Origin of the sequence: Streptomyces sp. Z26 (assembly GCF_003665095.1) — a bacterium.
Classification (GTDB): Bacteria; Actinomycetota; Actinomycetes; order Streptomycetales; family Streptomycetaceae; genus Streptomyces; species Streptomyces phytohabitans.
On the sequence record NZ_RCHV01000002.1, the window covers coordinates 5567549 to 5582314 of the forward strand.

At 75.4% G+C, this 14766-nt stretch carries 12 protein-coding genes; 5 read left to right on the top strand and 7 right to left on the bottom strand.

What is annotated here, in order from left to right; all coding sequences use genetic code 11:
• Window positions 1-40 precede the first annotated feature (40 nt).
• The gene (locus D7M15_RS24090; protein WP_121519420.1) at window positions 41-1558 is read left to right on the top strand and encodes a glycosyltransferase family 39 protein; all 1518 of its coding nucleotides are present in this window, start codon (window positions 41-43) and stop codon (window positions 1556-1558) included.
• Window positions 1559-1567: 9 nt separating this feature from the next.
• Here D7M15_RS24090 and D7M15_RS24095 read toward each other — a convergent pair whose 3' ends face one another.
• The 6 genes from D7M15_RS24095 to D7M15_RS24120 form a co-directional block, all read right to left on the bottom strand.
• On the bottom strand, window positions 1568-1981 hold the full coding sequence (locus tag D7M15_RS24095) for an NTP pyrophosphohydrolase (RefSeq protein ID WP_121519421.1): 414 nt from the start codon (window positions 1979-1981) through the stop codon (window positions 1568-1570).
• A 128-nt stretch (window positions 1982-2109) separates the two neighbouring features.
• Window positions 2110-4239, bottom strand: coding sequence for a 3-hydroxyacyl-CoA dehydrogenase NAD-binding domain-containing protein (locus D7M15_RS24100; protein ID WP_121519422.1), 2130 nt, complete (start codon window positions 4237-4239; stop codon window positions 2110-2112).
• The gene (locus D7M15_RS24105) at window positions 4236-5450 is read right to left on the bottom strand and encodes an acetyl-CoA C-acyltransferase (protein ID WP_121519423.1); all 1215 of its coding nucleotides are present in this window, start codon (window positions 5448-5450) and stop codon (window positions 4236-4238) included. The genes D7M15_RS24100 and D7M15_RS24105 overlap by 4 nt, the downstream gene beginning before the upstream one ends.
• 146 nt (window positions 5451-5596) lie before the next feature.
• The gene (locus D7M15_RS24110) at window positions 5597-6871 is read right to left on the bottom strand and encodes a ribonuclease D (RefSeq protein ID WP_121519424.1); all 1275 of its coding nucleotides are present in this window, start codon (window positions 6869-6871) and stop codon (window positions 5597-5599) included.
• A gap of 88 nt (window positions 6872-6959) precedes the next feature.
• A complete protein-coding gene (locus D7M15_RS24115; RefSeq protein ID WP_121519425.1) occupies window positions 6960-7637 on the bottom strand; it encodes a response regulator transcription factor in 678 nt (225 codons plus the stop codon).
• 209 nt (window positions 7638-7846) lie between these two features.
• Entirely contained in the window at window positions 7847-8515 is a 669-nt protein-coding gene (locus D7M15_RS24120; RefSeq protein ID WP_121519426.1) for a DUF3000 domain-containing protein, read from the bottom strand.
• A gap of 82 nt (window positions 8516-8597) precedes the next feature.
• Here D7M15_RS24120 and hemE point away from each other — a divergent pair, with 82 nt between their 5' ends.
• The 4 genes from hemE to D7M15_RS24140 all read left to right on the top strand — a co-directional run bounded on the left by hemE (window position 8598) and on the right by D7M15_RS24140 (window position 13157).
• Window positions 8598-9662, top strand: coding sequence for a uroporphyrinogen decarboxylase (hemE, locus tag D7M15_RS24125; RefSeq protein WP_121519427.1), 1065 nt, complete (start codon window positions 8598-8600; stop codon window positions 9660-9662).
• A gap of 70 nt (window positions 9663-9732) precedes the next feature.
• Complete coding sequence (gene hemG, locus D7M15_RS24130; protein ID WP_121519428.1) at window positions 9733-11157, top strand: protoporphyrinogen oxidase; 1425 nt, start codon at window positions 9733-9735, stop codon at window positions 11155-11157.
• Window positions 11158-11161: 4 nt separating this feature from the next.
• Window positions 11162-11878 (top strand): hydrogen peroxide-dependent heme synthase, encoded by a 717-nt coding sequence (hemQ, locus tag D7M15_RS24135; protein ID WP_121519429.1) that lies wholly within the window; start codon window positions 11162-11164, stop codon window positions 11876-11878.
• Window positions 11879-12131: 253 nt separating this feature from the next.
• A complete protein-coding gene (locus D7M15_RS24140; RefSeq protein WP_121519430.1) occupies window positions 12132-13157 on the top strand; it encodes a hypothetical protein in 1026 nt (341 codons plus the stop codon).
• Here the strand turns inward: D7M15_RS24140 and D7M15_RS24145 are convergent.
• Window positions 13124-14764 (bottom strand): alpha/beta hydrolase, encoded by a 1641-nt coding sequence (locus D7M15_RS24145; RefSeq protein ID WP_121519431.1) that lies wholly within the window; start codon window positions 14762-14764, stop codon window positions 13124-13126. The genes D7M15_RS24140 and D7M15_RS24145 overlap by 34 nt on opposite strands.
• Between the last annotated feature and the right edge of the window lie 2 nt (window positions 14765-14766).

Sequence of the window (14766 nt, forward strand, 5' to 3'; positions counted from 1 at the left end):
GGCCCGCCCGTACGTCCGCCGCGGCAGTAGGTTGACCGGCATGCATGCACGTGCCGCCGAGTCGCGGGCTCCGAAGCCGGGAACGGGAACGGGGAAGGGACCGCGACCGGGCCCGCGGCTGCTCCCGGGGGCGGGGACGACCGCGCCCCGTACGGCGTTCTGGGCGCGGCTGCTGCCCGTACTGGCCGTGCTGGCCGTCCTCACCAGACTGCCGTCCTTCCTGCGTACGGTGTGGAACCCGGACGAGGGCTTCCTCGCCACCCAGGCACGCCAACTCGCGGACGGCGGCGCCCTCTACGACACCGTCGTCGACCGCAAGCCCCCCGTCCTGCCGTGGCTCTACCGCGGCGCCTTCGCCGTCTTCGGCGACGAGTCGCTGTGGCCGCTGCGCGCCGCAGCGGTGGTCGCCGTCGTGGTGACGGCGGCGTGCGTCGCGTCCCTCGCGCGGGGCCGCTGGGGCGACCGGGGGGCGTACGTCGCGGGCGTGCTGACGGTGCTCACGTCCATCGGGCTCAACCCGGAGGACACGCAGGCGGCGACGTTCGAGGTGTTCATGCTGCCGTGCACCGCCGCCGCCGTGTGGTGCGCGGACCGCCGCCACTGGGCCTGGGCGGGTGCCGCCGCCGCAGCCGCCACCCTCACCAAGCAGACGGGCGGCGCCGTACTGCTGCCGGTCCTCTTCCTCCTCTGGCACTCCCGCGCGGGAGTGCGGCCGCTGGCGCGCGTGCTCGCGGCGTACGCGCTCCCGATGGGCGCCGTCGCGGTCGCCTTCGGCGTCGGCCGCTTCGCGTACTGGACGGCGACCGGCTCCGGCTCGTACGCCTCCGTGGAGGGCGCCGTCGGCCTCGCCGTGCTGCGCGGCGCCGGGAACGCCAGCCTGCTCGTCGTCGCCTGCCTGCCGCTGCTCGCGGCCCTCGCGTACGTGGTGTGGGTACGGCGTCGGCCGCTCGCGGTGCCGGAGCTGTGGGTGTGGCTGGCCGCGTCGGGAGTCGCGGTGGCGGTCGGCTTCCAGTTCTACGGCCACTACTACCTCCAACTCGTGCCGCCGCTCGCCCTGTTGGGCACCGCCGCCCTGATGGAGCTGCGGCCGCGCCCGGTCACGGCGGCGCTCGCCGCGACGGCGGTGCTGGCCGCCGGGTACGTCGTCTGGGGCGTCGTCCTGCCGCGCCCCGAACTGGCCCACGCGCAGCGGGTCGCCGCCGAGCTGAAGGAGCGGACGGACCCCGGCGACCCCGTACTCGTCTGGGGCATGCACCCGGAGGACTACTGGCTCGCCGACCGCACCCCCGCCTCCCGCTTCCTCACGGCGGGCTTCCTCACGAACTACAGCGGCGGGCGCGGCGGCGTACGCGTGGCCGAGCGGTACGGGATGCCGGGCAGCTGGCGCGCGTTCGAACGGGACCTGGCCGAGCGGCCTCCGGAGGTCATCGTGGACGACTCGCGCGGGAAGCCGTACCGGCTGGCGCGCATCCCGACCCTGCGGAACCATGTCGCGGCGCACTACGAGTGGGTGACGACGGTCGACGGCGCGGTGTTCTACGCGCGCGTCCGGGACTGACCGGGCCGCCTACTCCGCGCCCCCGCGCCCCGCCTCCGGGCGTACCGCCCGCGGCCCGGCCACCTCGGCACCCAACTCCCGTACGCGCGCCCGCAGCTCCCGGTCGGCCGTCACCACGACGCAGACCCGGCCGGGCGCACCCGCCTCGGACCCCGCCGCCGCGCGGACCAGTTCCACGATCGCGTCGTCACCGCTCCCGGGCGCCGCCACCGTCCGTACGCCGGGCACCGACGGCAGCGCCCGCGCCGCGCCCTCCACGACCAGCACCACCTCGGCCGGTCCCGGGTGCTCCGCCGTACCGTCGGCGGCGTACGGCACGAGCCGGTCGCGCAGCCGTTCCGCCGCGCCGTACCGGTCGCGCCACCAGCCGTCGGGCACCGAGCCCACGACGTTCGCCGCGTCCACCACGAGGAGTGTCGCCAACCCGCCCGCCTCCCGCTCCCGCTCCCGTACACCGTGCCGTCCCGTTCCGCTCGCGGCCGGGTACGCGGCAGGGGGCACGCCCGCCGAGCGGACGCGCCCCCTGCCGTTCCTGCCGTACGGCGCGGGTCCTACGCCGGGACGCTCGCCACGCCCGGCTCCAGGAACCGCTTGCCCGAGACGCGCTCGCTGACACCCTCGCGGTCCAGGTACGGGGTGACGCCGCCCAGGTGGAACGGCCAGCCCGCACCGGTGATCAGGCACAGGTCGATGTCCTGGGCCTCCGCGACGACGCCCTCGTCGAGCATGATCCGCAGCTCCTCCGCGATGGCGTTCAGCGCGCGGTCGCGGACCTGCTCCTCCGTCAGCACGGTGTCGCCCGTCCGGAACAGCGCGGCCACCTCCGGGTCCAGCTCCGGCTTGCCGGAGTCGTACACGTAGAGGTTCCGCTTGCCGGCCTCGACGACCCGGCCGAGGTTCTCGGAGACGCCGAAGCGGTCCGGGAAGGCCGCGTTCAGGGTGCCCGCGACATGGTGGGCGACCGCCGGGCCGACCAGCTCCAGCAGCACGATCGGCGACATCGGCAGGCCCAGCGGCGCCAGCGCGCGGTCCGCGACGTCGACGGGGGTGCCCTCGTCGATGGAGCCCAGCACCTCACCGAGGAAGCGGGTCAGCACGCGGTTGACGACGAACGCCGGGGCGTCCTTCACCAGGACGGCCGTCTTCTTCAGCGACTTCGCGACCGTGAACGCGGTGGCCAGCGTCGCGTCGTCCGTACGCTCGCCGCGCACGATCTCCAGCAGCGGCAGCACGGCCACCGGGTTGAAGAAGTGGAAACCGACGACCCGCTCCGGGTGCCGCAGCTTCGACGCCATCTCGGAGACCGAGAGCGACGAGGTGTTCGTGGCGAGCACGGCGTGCTCCGGCACGACCGCCTCGACCTCCGCGAAGACCTGCTGCTTGACGCCCATCTCCTCGAAGACGGCCTCGATGACGAAGTCCGCGTCCGAGAACGCCTCCGCCTTGTCCAGCGAGCCGGTCACCAGGGCCTTCAGGCGGTTCGCCTTGTCCTGCCCGACCCGGCCCTTGAGCAGCAGCTTGTCGATCTCCTCGTGGACGTAGCCCACGCCCTTGTCGACCCGCTCCCGGTCGATGTCGGTCAGCACGACCGGCACCTCCAGGCGGCGCGCGAACAGCAGCGCCAACTGGCTGGCCATCAGGCCCGCGCCGACCACGCCGACCTTGGTGACGGGCCGCGCGAGCTTCTTGTCCGGCGCGCCCGCGGGCCGCTTGGCGCGCTTCTGCACGAGGTTGAACGCGTAGATGCCGCTGCGCAGTTCGCCGCCCATGATGAGGTCCGCGAGCGCGTGGTCCTCCGCGTCGAACCCGGCGCGCAGGTCGCCGTTCTTCGCGGCCGCGATGATGTCCAGCGCGCGGTACGCGGCGGGCGCGGCGCCGTGCACCTTGCCGTCCGCGATGCCCCGGCCGCGCTCGACGGCCGCGTCCCAGCCCTCGGCGCGGTCGATCTCGGCGCGTACGACCTCCACGTCGCCCTTGAGGACCTGGGCGGTCCACTTCAGGGACTCCTCCAGGAAGTCGGCGCCCTCGAAGATCGCGTCCGCGATGCCCAGTTCGTAGACCTGGCGGCCCTTGAGCTGCTTGTTCTGGTTCAGGGAGTTCTCGATGATGACGTCGACCGCGCGGTCGGCGCCGATCAGGTTCGGCAGCAGCGCGCAGCCGCCCCATCCGGGCACCAGGCCGAGGAAGACCTCCGGCAGCGAGAACGCCGGGATGGCCGCGCTGACCGTGCGGTACGCGCAGTGCAGCCCCGCCTCGACGCCGCCGCCCATCGCCGCGCCGTTGTAGTACGCGAACGTGGGCACCGCCAGCGCGGACAGCCGGGCGAACACGGCGTGCCCGCCCTGCCCGATGGCCAGCGCGTCCTCGTGCCGCTTCAGCAGCTCGACGCCCTTGAGATCGGCGCCCACCGCGAAGATGAACGGCTTGCCGGTCAGGCCGACGCCCACGACGTCGCCCGCCGCGGCCTCCGCCTCGACCTGGTCGAGCGCCGCGTCCAGGTTCGCCAGCGACTGCGGCCCGAACGTGGTCGGCTTGGTGTGGTCCAGCCCGTTGTCGAGCGTGACCAGCGCGAACCGCCCGGCCCCGTACGGCAGGTCGAGGTGGCGTACGTGCGCCTGCGTGACGACCTCGTCGGGGAACAGCTCGGCCGCTCCCTTGAGAAGCTCGGCGGTCTTGCTCACTTGCCCTCCCAGTGGGGGTTCTCCCAGATGACGGTCCCGCCCATGCCGAAGCCGACGCACATGGTGGTCAGCCCGTAACGCACCTGCGGCTGCTCCTCGAACTGCCGCGCCAGCTGCGTCATCAGCCGTACGCCGGAGGAGGCCAGCGGGTGGCCGAACGCGATGGCGCCGCCGTACTGGTTGACGCGCGGGTCGTCGTCCGCGATGCCGTAGTGGTCCAGCAGCGCGAGGACCTGGACCGCGAACGCCTCGTTGACCTCGAAGAGGCCGATGTCACCGATCGTCAGACCGGCCTTCTTCAGCGCCTTCTCCGTGGACGGCACCGGGCCGATGCCCATGACCTCCGGGGCGACACCCGCGAAGGCGTAGCTGACCAGCCGCATCCGTACGGGCAGGCCCAGCTCCACGGCGGTGTCCTCGGCGGCGAGCAGCGAGGCGGTGGCGCCGTCGTTGAGCCCGGCGGCGTTGCCCGGGGTGACCCGGCCGTGCGCGCGGAACGGTGTCTTCAGCCCGGCCAGGCTCTCCAGCGTGGTGCCGGGGCGCATCGGCTCGTCGGCGGTGGCGAGGCCCCAACCGGTCTCCCCGGCCTCCTCGTTGGTGCGGCGCACCGAGATCGGCACGAGGTCCTGCTGGATCTGCCCGTTGGCGTAGGCCTTCGCGGCCTTCTCCTGGCTGCGCGCGGCGTACTCGTCGGCGCGCTGCCGGGTCAGCTCGGGGAAGCGGTCGTGCAGGTTCTCCGCGGTCATGCCCATGAACAGCGCGGACTGGTCGACCAGCTTCTCGGACACGAAGCGCGGGTTGGGGTCGACGCCCTCGCCCATGGGGTGCCTGCCCATGTGCTCGACGCCGCCCGCCACCACGACGTCGTACGCGCCGAAGGAGAGGGAGCCCGCGGTGGTGGTGACGGCGGTCATCGCACCGGCGCACATCCGGTCCACCGAGTAGCCCGGCACGGTCTCCGGCAGCCCGGCGAGGATGCCCGCCGTACGGCCCAGGGTGAGGCCCTGGTCGCCGATCTGCGTGGTGGCGGCGACGGCCACCTCGTCGATCCGCTCGGGGGGCAGTCCGGGGTTGCGGCGCAGCAGCTCACGGATGCACTTGACGATCATGTCGTCGGCGCGGGTCTCGTGGTAGATCCCCTTGGGGCCCGCCTTGCCGAAGGGGGTTCGGACGCCGTCGACGAAGACGACGTCCCTAGCGGTACGAGGCACGTTGGCTCTCCTCCAGGTGCGGTGGTGACGCCGTACGGCGCGCTTCCCGGGGCCATGCTACTTGTCGGTAACACCCTGGCAAGAGCCGCCCGCAGTGAAGGGCGGCACACCCCGGTACGGGGGGCCGCCCTCCGTCGCGCGGGCCGTCAGTCCGCCGTCGGGGCCACCGCGCCCAGGGACTCCGTCAGCCCCGCGGCGGTCTGCTCGATCTGCCACTCGCGGGCGCCGTACGCGCGTAGCGCCGCCACGACCCCGGCCTCCGACGCGTCCTGGGGCGGCTCCCAGCACAGCCGCCGCACGGTGTCGGGGGCCAGCAGGTTCTCCTGCGGCATGTCGACCTCCTCCGCGCGCGCGGTCACCACCGCGCGCGCCGCCGCGAGCCGCGCCGCCGCGTCCGGGTCCTTGTCCGCCCACGAGCGGGGCGGCGGCGGACCGTTCAACGAGGGCCCCTGCTGCGGCAGTTCGGAGTCCGGCAGCGCCCGCGCCCGTTCCACCGCCGCCTGCCACTGCTCCAGCTGACGGCGGCCCATGCGGTGCCCGTAGCCGGGCAGGGCGGCCAGGGCCTGGCCGTTCGCGGGCATGCCGAGCGCCGCCTCGACGATCGCCAGGTCGGAGAGGACCTTCCCGGGGGACACGTCCCGCTTCTGCGCGACCAGGTCCCGGGCGGTCCACAGCTCCCGTACCACGGCCATCTGCCGCCGCCTGCGCACCTTGTGCATCCCGGAGGTGCGCCGCCACGGGTCCTTGCGGGGCGGCGCGGGCGGCGCCGCCGCGATGGCGGCGAACTCCTGGAGCGCCCAGTCGAGCTTGCCCTGCCCCCGCAGCTCCTCCTCCAGCGCGTCCCGCAGGTCGACGAGCAGCTCGACGTCCAGCGCCGCGTACCGCAGCCAGGGGTCGGGCAGCGGCCGGGTCGACCAGTCGACGGCGGAGTGGCCCTTCTCCAGGGCGTACCCGAGGACGTTCTCGACCATCGCGCCCAGGCCCACGCGGGCGAACCCGGCGAGTCGACCGGCCAGTTCGGTGTCGAAGAGGCGCTCCGGGACCATGCCTATCTCGCGCAGGCACGGCAGGTCCTGGGTGGCCGCGTGGAGCACCCACTCGGTGTCGCGCAGCACCGCGCACAGCCCCGACAGGTCCGGGCAGGCGACCGGGTCGACGAGGGCGCTGCCCGCGCCCTCGCGGCGCAGCTGGATCAGGTACGCGCGCTGCCCGTAGCGGTAGCCCGACGCGCGCTCGGCGTCCACGGCGACCGGACCCGTCCCGGCGGCGAACGCCGCGACCGTCCGCTCCAGCTCCGCCGCGTCCGAGATCACCGGGGGGATGCCCTCGCGCGGCTCCAGCAGGGGGACCGGCGCCGGGCTCCGGTCCTCGGAGGGGGCCTGAGCTGCGTTTGCTGATGCGGTCTCTTGGGCGTCGGTCACCGGACCAGGGTAGCTGTGCGCTCGCGATATGAAGCGCCCGCCGACGGAACGTTACGTCGGCGGGCGCTCCACGCGGGTGGACGGTGCGTCAGTGGATGATGCCGGTACGGAGGGCGACGGCGACCATCCCGGCCCGGTCGCCCGTGCCGAGCTTGCGCGCGATCCGGGCGAGGTGGCTCTTCACGGTCAGCGCGGAGAGGCCCATGGAGACGCCGATCGCCTTGTTCGACTGGCCCTCCGCCACCAGCCGCAGCACCTCGACCTCGCGGCCGGAGAGCTCGCGGTGCCCGCCCGGGTGGCCGGGGCCGCCCGGACCGCCGCCGGGGCGGCGGTGCATGCGGGCGGCCGCGGCGCCGATGGGGGCGGCGCCGTGCCGGTGGGGGAGCATGCCGCCGAGGTTGTTGCGGGTGCCGGTGACGACGTAGCCCTTGACGCCGCCGGCGAGGGCGTTGCGTACGGCGCCGATGTCGTCGGCGGCGGAGAGGGCGAGGCCGTTGGGCCAGCCCGCGGCGCGGGTCTCGGACAGGAGCGTGAGCCCGGAGCCGTCGGGCAGGTGGACATCTGCCACGCAGATGTCACGTGGGTTGGCGACTCGTGGGCGGGCCTCCGCGATCGACGACGCCTCGATCACGTCCCGTACACCCAACGCCCAGAGGTGGCGGGTCACGGTGGAACGCACTCGGGGGTCTGCCACGACGACCATGGCCGTCGGCTTGTTCGGGCGGTAGGCGACCAGGCTTGTGGGGTGCTCGAGGAGAACAGACACCGGGCCTCCTGGGGGAGTGGCGGGGGGAGGGGAGCCGGCTCGACGGACACGCGCCGTGCGACGACGGGACGAGCCGGACTTTCCCTGTGGAAGGGTCACAGAGTCCTTCGGCAGCCGGTCCGGGGGGCTTTAGAGAATGATCACGAATCAGTGATAACAAATGGTGCAATTCGGACAGTCGCTCGATCTGTCCGGCTCGACACGCCTGGTCAGGCGGGGTGCGGACCGCGCCGCTGCGGCAGTGGTACGACCGCGCCGCCCTCGCCGGGCCCCGGCGGCAACCCCGCGCACAGACACAACACGTCGCACCACGCGGCGAGGTGGGGCGCGAGGTCCGGCACCGCGTCCGGACGCCCGGAGGGCCGCAACGGGCTCCAACTGGCGCGCACCTCCAGCTCGCTCTGCGGCGTACGGTCCGCCATGCCGCCGAAGAAGTACGAGCCCGAGCGCGTCACCGTGCCGCTCGCCGCCCCGTACGCCACCGACCGCCCCTCCAGCGCGCCCGTCAACCAGGACCAGGTCACGTCCGGCAGCAGCGGGTCGGACGCCATCTCCGGGTCCAGCTCCACCCGCCCCAGCGTCACCACCCGGAACGTGCCGTCCCAGGAGTCCTGCCCGTCCGGGTCGTGGAGCAGCACGAAGCGCCCGTCGGCCAGGTCCTCCTCGCCGTACTCGACCGTCGCCTCCAGCGCGTACGCGAAGGGCGCGAGCCGCTTCGGCGCGGGGAGGGGGGAGAGCCGTACCTCCGGCCTGTGCCGTACGGCGTCCAGCGCCGCGACGGCCGTACGGAAGGCGGGCGGGGGGCCGCTCCCGTCGCCGTCGTCCGGACCCCCGGTGCCGCCGGTGCTTCCCGCCGTTCGTGTTCGCGCCGCTGCCATGGGCGGAAAGAGTAGGCGCAGCCGGTGGCCTCCGCCGGTAGGGACACGAACCGGCCCTCCGCAGCGTGCGAAACTTCGGGTTGTGAGTGCCAACGACCGCCCCACGGGCCCGCCGACAGCCACCCGCGACTCCGCCTTCCTGAAAGCCTGCCGCCGCGAACCGGTGCCGCACACCCCGGTGTGGTTCATGCGGCAGGCCGGGCGGTCGCTGCCCGAGTACCGGAAGGCGCGTGAGGGCACGGCCATGCTGGAGTCGTGCATGCGGCCCGACCTGGTCACCGAGATCACGCTCCAGCCCGTACGCCGCCACCGCGTCGACGCCGCCATCTACTTCAGCGACATCGTCGTACCGCTCAAGGCGATCGGCGTCGACCTGGACATCAAGCCCGGCGTCGGACCCGTCGTCGAGAAGCCGATCCGCTCCCGCGCGGACCTCGCGCGGCTGCGCCCGCTGGAGCCGGACGACGTGGCGTACGTCGCCGAGGCCGTCGGGATGCTCACCGGGGAACTGGGCGCGACGCCGCTGATCGGCTTCGCGGGCGCCCCGTTCACCCTCGCCAGCTACCTGGTCGAGGGCGGGCCCTCGCGCAACCACGAGCACACCAAGGCGCTGATGTACGGCGACCCGCAGCTCTGGGCCGACCTGCTGGACCGGCTCGCGGACATCACCGCCGCCTTCCTGCGCGTGCAGATCGAGGCGGGCGCCTCCGCCGTGCAGCTCTTCGACTCGTGGGCGGGCGCGCTCCGCCCCCGCGACTACCGCGAGACGGTGCTGCCCGCCTCCGCCAAGGTCTTCGACGCGGTCGCCGGATACGGCGTCCCCCGCATCCACTTCGGCGTCGGCACCGGCGAACTCCTCGGCCTGATGGGCACCGCGGGCGCGGACGTCGTCGGCGCCGACTGGCGCGTACCGCTCGATGAGGCGGCCCGGCGCGTCGGCCCCGGCAAGGCCGTACAGGGAAACCTCGACCCCGCCGTGCTGTTCGCCCCGCGCGAGGCCGTCGAGGCGCAGGCGGCGCAGGTGCTGGAGGCGGCGCGCGGACTCGACGGCCACATCTTCAACCTCGGCCACGGCGTCCTCCCGGCCACCGACCCGGACGCCCTGACCCGGCTCGTCGCGTACGTGCACGAGGCCACCGCGCGCTGAACCGTACGGGCCCACACGCCCGCCGGTGACCGCCCGCCGGGCGTCGGCGGGCCTCTGCGAGAGTGGGCCCATGCACGTGATCGTGATCGGCGGCGGCATCGCCGGACTGGCCGCCGCCCACCGCCTCCTCCTGGGCGGCGCCCGGGTGACGCTGCTGGAGGCGTCGCCGCGGCTCGGCGGGAAACTGCGCGTCGGGGAGGTGGCGGGCGTCGCCGTCGACCTCGGCGCCGAGTCGATGCTCGCCCGCCGCCCCGAGGGCGTCGACCTGGCGCGCGCCGTCGGCCTCGGCGACGCGCTCCAGCCGCCCGCCACCGCGGGCGCGACCGTCTGGACGCGCGGCGCCCTGCGCCCCATGCCGCGCGGGCACGTCATGGGCGTGCCCGGCGACCCCGCCGCGCTGGACGGGGTGGTGTCGCCGGAGGGCGTCGCGCGCATCGCGCGGGACGCGGAGCTGCCCGCCACGGAGGTCGGCGAGGACGTGGCCGTCGGCCGTTACGTCGCGGAGCGGCTGGGCCGCGAGGTCGTGGACCGGCTGGTGGAACCGCTGCTCGGCGGGGTGTACGCGGGTGACGCGTACCGGCTGTCGATGCGGGCCGCCGTACCGCAGCTGTACGAGGCGGCGCGCGCCGGACGTTCCCTGCTGGCGGGCGTCCGCGCGCTCCAGGAGCGGCAGGCGGCGGCCGCCGCCCCGGCGGGGCCCGTCTTCATGGGCGTCGACGGCGGCGTCGGGCGGCTGCCCGCCGCGACGGCCGAGGCGTGCCGGGCGGCGGGCGCGGACCTGCGTACGGGCACGGCGGTACGCGCGCTGCGCCGTACCGGCGGCCCGGACGGCGGCGGCGCGGGCTGGCGCGTGGAGACGGACGACGGCGGGGCCGTCGGCGCGCTCACCGCCGACGCCGTGGTCCTCGCCGTGCCCGCCCCGGCCGCCGCCCGGCTGCTCGCGGCGGAGGCGCCCGCGGCGGCCGCCGAACTGGCCGCCGTGGAGTACGCGTCGATGGCCGTCGTGACGCTCGCCTTCCGGCGCGCGGACCTGGCCGCCGTACCGCCCGGCAGCGGCTTCCTGGTGCCCCCGGTGGACGGCCGGACGATCAAGGCGTCCACGTTCTCCGCCAACAAGTGGGCCTGGAGCGCCGAGCGGGACCCGGACCTGTTCGTCCTGCGCACCTCCGTCGGGCGGTACGGCGAGGAGGACCGACTCCGGTGCGACGACGCCGAGTTGGTGTCCGCGTCGCGCCGCGACCTGGCGGCCGCCGCCGGGATCGCGGCCGAGCCCGTGGACACGCGGGTGACCCGCTGGGACGACGGCCTGCCGCAGTACGTGGTGGGGCACCTGGACCGCGTCGCCCGGGTCCGCGACCTCGTCGCCGCGCTGCCCGGACTGGCCGTGTGCGGCGCCGCGTACGACGGCGTCGGCATCCCGGCGTGCGTCGCGAGCGCGCGCCGTGCGGCCGACGAGACCCTGGCGCGGGGGGACGGCGCGGGCGCGGGACAATGACCGCATGACTGGTGCACCGGAGAAGATCCCGAACGCGGGCAAGAAGGCCAAGGACCTCAACGAGACCATCCGCTACACCCTGTGGTCGGTCTTCCGGCTGCGCGACGTGCTGCCCGACGACCGGGCCGGGTGGGCGGACGAGGTCGAGGAGCTGTACGCGCAGCTGGCCGCGAAGGACGTGACCGTACGCGGCACGTACGACGTGTCCGGGCTCCGCGCCGACGCGGACGTCATGATCTGGTGGCACTCGGCCACGGCCGACGCGCTCCAGGACGCGTACAACCGCTTCCGCCGCACCCGGCTGGGCCGCGGCCTGGAGCCGGTGTGGTCGAACATGGCGCTGCACCGGCCCGCGGAGTTCAACAAGGCGCACATCCCGGCCTTCCTGGCCGACGAGGAGCCGCGCGACTACATCTGCGTGTACCCGTTCGTGCGCTCCTACGACTGGTACCTGCTCGCCGACGAGGACCGCCGCCGGATGCTCGCCGAGCACGGCAAGATGGCGCGCGGCTACGCGGACGTGCGCGCCAACACCGTCGCCTCCTTCGCGCTGGGCGACTACGAGTGGCTGCTCGCGTTCGAGGCCGACGAACTGCACCGGATCGTGGACCTGATGCGTCATCTGCGGGCGTCCGAGGCGCGGTTGCACGTGCGCGAGGAGGTGCCGTTCTACACCGGGCGCCGCAAGCCCGTCGCGGAGCTGGTCGCCGGACTCGCCTGACCCGCCCGGCGACCGGCCCGTACGCGCGTCGCTTCGCCCGTTCCGCACGTGCGCCGTTCCGGTCCCGCACGCGGGCCGGAACGCGTCCCTCCGCACCCTGGTCCCGGGGGCGCGGACCTCGGTACGATGGGCCTCCCCCCACCGGCAAGTCCGTTCGCCTCATGGGCCGTTGAGGCGCGGAGCGCCGAGCCGCGCCCTGCCGTACGGTGCGCGCCGCGCCCGCGTCCGGCAGGCCCCGGAGAAGGGGGAACCCATGACCGGTCGGGGCGATCCGCGCGGCGCCGGGTTCGCCACCCCGTGGCCGCTGCGGCACAACCCGCACGTGGCGGAGGCGCGCGAGGCCGCGCTCGGCTGGCTCGGCGCCTTCGGGCTGCTCCGGGACGAGGACGCCGCCGCCGACTTCACCGAACTGCGGCTGGCCGAGGCCGCCGGATGGCTCTACCCGTTCGCCGGGCCCGAGGACAGCGCGACGGCGGCGCAGATGCTGGGCTGGTGCCTGCTGCCCTCCGGCGGCCGACCCGACCGCGTCGCGGGCGGCGACCCCCGGCGGACCGCGGAGATCGCGGGCGCGCTCATCGGCATCGTGCACGGCGAGCCCGTACCGGCCGCGCGCCGCTCGCCCGCCGTCACGGCCTTCGCGGACCTGTGGGGGCGGATGGCGGGCGGCATGTCGCCGCGCCTGCGGGGGCGGCTCCGCCACCACTGGGCCGGGTACTTCTCCGCGCGCGCCACCGCCGCCGCCGACCACGCCACCGGGTACGCCCACGCCGACCTCGACGCGTACCTCGCCTTCCGCGCCGACACCGTGTGCGCGTACGGGCAGTTGGACCTCGCCGAGCAGTGGGGCGGCGCCGAGGTGCCCGCGCAGCTGTGGCACCACCCGGCGCTGGCCCGCGTACGGCGGCTGGGCGCGGACCTGGCGGCCGTCGCGTCGGACACGGCGGAACCGGCGCGGGCGCGGGGCGGCGACGGGCGCGGCGACAGGGGCGGGCCGCCCGACGTCGTACGCGTCGTCGCGGCCACCCGCCACTGCACCCGGCCCGAGGCCGTGCGGCACGCCTCCGTACTCGCGCGGCGCAAGGTCGCCGAACTCGTCGCGCTGGAGGAACGGGCCCTGCCCCGGCTGCTGTCCGGCCTCGACGAGCGGCACCGCGACGCCGTACTCGGCTACCCGCAGCTCGTCCACCACCGCGTCGTCGCCGCCCGCGCCTGGGGGCGCGTGTCCCACCCCGGCGTACGCGCGGCTCAGCCCGCGCCGCCGCCCAGCGGGGCGCCGTAGTCCGCGCGGGGCGCGGCGTGCGGCGCGCACTCGGTGCCGCGCGCGGGGGTGCGGCCGTGCAGCAGGTACGCCTCCAGGTGCCGGTTGACGCACGCGTTCGGGCCACCCGCGACGCCGTGCGAGCCCGCGCCGCGCTCCGTCACCAGCGACGAGCCCGGCAGTCGCCGCCGGGTCTCCAGCGCGCCGTCGTACGGCGTCGCCCCGTCGCGCGACGCGGCCAGCAGCAGCACCGGCGGCAGGGCGCCGGGCGCGGCGCCCACGTCGACGGGGCGGGAGGGGCGCGTCGGCCAGTAGGCGCAGGGCAGGTTCATGCGCAGGTTCTCCCAGGTGTTCATGGGGGAGTCCGCGGCGGACGCGTCGTTGTCGCGGTCCCAGCGTCGCCAGTCGCGCGGCCAGGGGGCGTCGGCGCACTCGACGGCGTTGTACGCGGCGTTGCCGTTCTCCCGCGCGGTCGCCGCCGACGTGCCCTTCTCCGGGGCGACGAGGGCGAGCAGCCGTGCCCGGTCGCCCCGCCGGTACTCCGCCAGCGCCGCCGCGTGCTCCGCCCACGCCTGGTCGGTGTAGACCACGTCGAAGAAGTCGGTGACCAGCTCGCGGGAGCCGACGCGGCGGTCCGCGCCGCGCCGGTCGCGGTCGACGCCGTCGCGCGCGGCGTCGAACGCCCGCTGCACGCGGGCGGGCGTCGCGCCGAGCCCGTACGTGGAGTGGTGCCGGGCCACCCAGCGCTTCCAGTCGTGCCAGCGGCGCTCGAAGGCGGCGTTCTGGTCGAGGTTCGCGCGGTACCAGATCCTCCGCGGGTCCGGGTTCACGACGCTGTCCAGCACGAGGCGGCGTACGTGCCCGGGGAAGAGGGTGGCGTAGACGGACCCGAGGTAGGTGCCGTACGAGACGCCGAGGTAGTTGAGCTTCGGCGCGCCCAGCGCCGCCCGCAGCACGTCGAGGTCGCGGGCGTTGTCCGCCGTGGTGAAGTGCTCCAGCCGGTCGCCCTGGGAACGGGCGCAGCCCCGCGCGTACGCGGCGGCCCGCTCCCGCAGCGCGCGCTCGTCCGCCGCCGACGGCCGCCGCGGCGAACGGTCCGGCCCCGCGCCGAAGTCCGCCGGGTCCGCGCACGACACGGGCGCGGACGGGCCGACGCCGCGCGGCGCGTACCCCACCAGGTCGTAGCTCCGCTGGAGGTGCTTCCAGACGCCGCCCAGCCGCGTGCCGTAGAGCGGGAAACGCAGGCCGTTGCCGCCGGGGCCGCCGGGGTTGTAGAGCAGCGGACCCTGGTGGCGGCCCTCGCCGGTGGCGCGGTTGCGGCTGACGGTGAGGGACAGCTGCTCGCCGTGCGGCTCCGCGTAGTCGAGCGGCACGCGTACGGTGCCGCACCTGTCGGGCACCGGCTCCCCGCCCGCGGCCGGGCACGCGCCCCAGGTGATGCCGCGCGTCCGCGCCGCGCGGGCGGCGGCGCGGACGCCGCGCGCGTCGGCGGCGGTGTGCGCCGCCGCGGGGGCCGCCGCGCGCGCGGGCGACGGGTCGCGGGTGGCGGGGGCGCTGCCCGCCGGGGCGACGGCGGCCGCCGTCAGGGCCAGGGCGCCGAGCACCCCGTGGAAGGCGACTGCGCGCACGT

Coding starts and splice junctions, on each gene's coding strand:
- D7M15_RS24140 (WP_121519430.1), top strand. CDS start 12,132: ATGACCGGTCGGGGCGATCCGCGCGGCGCCGGGTTCGCCACCCCGTGG.
- hemQ (WP_121519429.1), top strand. CDS start 11,162: ATGACTGGTGCACCGGAGAAGATCCCGAACGCGGGCAAGAAGGCCAAG.
- D7M15_RS24090 (WP_121519420.1), top strand. CDS start 41: ATGCATGCACGTGCCGCCGAGTCGCGGGCTCCGAAGCCGGGAACGGGA.
- D7M15_RS24120 (WP_121519426.1), bottom strand. CDS start 8,515: ATGGCAGCGGCGCGAACACGAACGGCGGGAAGCACCGGCGGCACCGGG.
- hemG (WP_121519428.1), top strand. CDS start 9,733: ATGCACGTGATCGTGATCGGCGGCGGCATCGCCGGACTGGCCGCCGCC.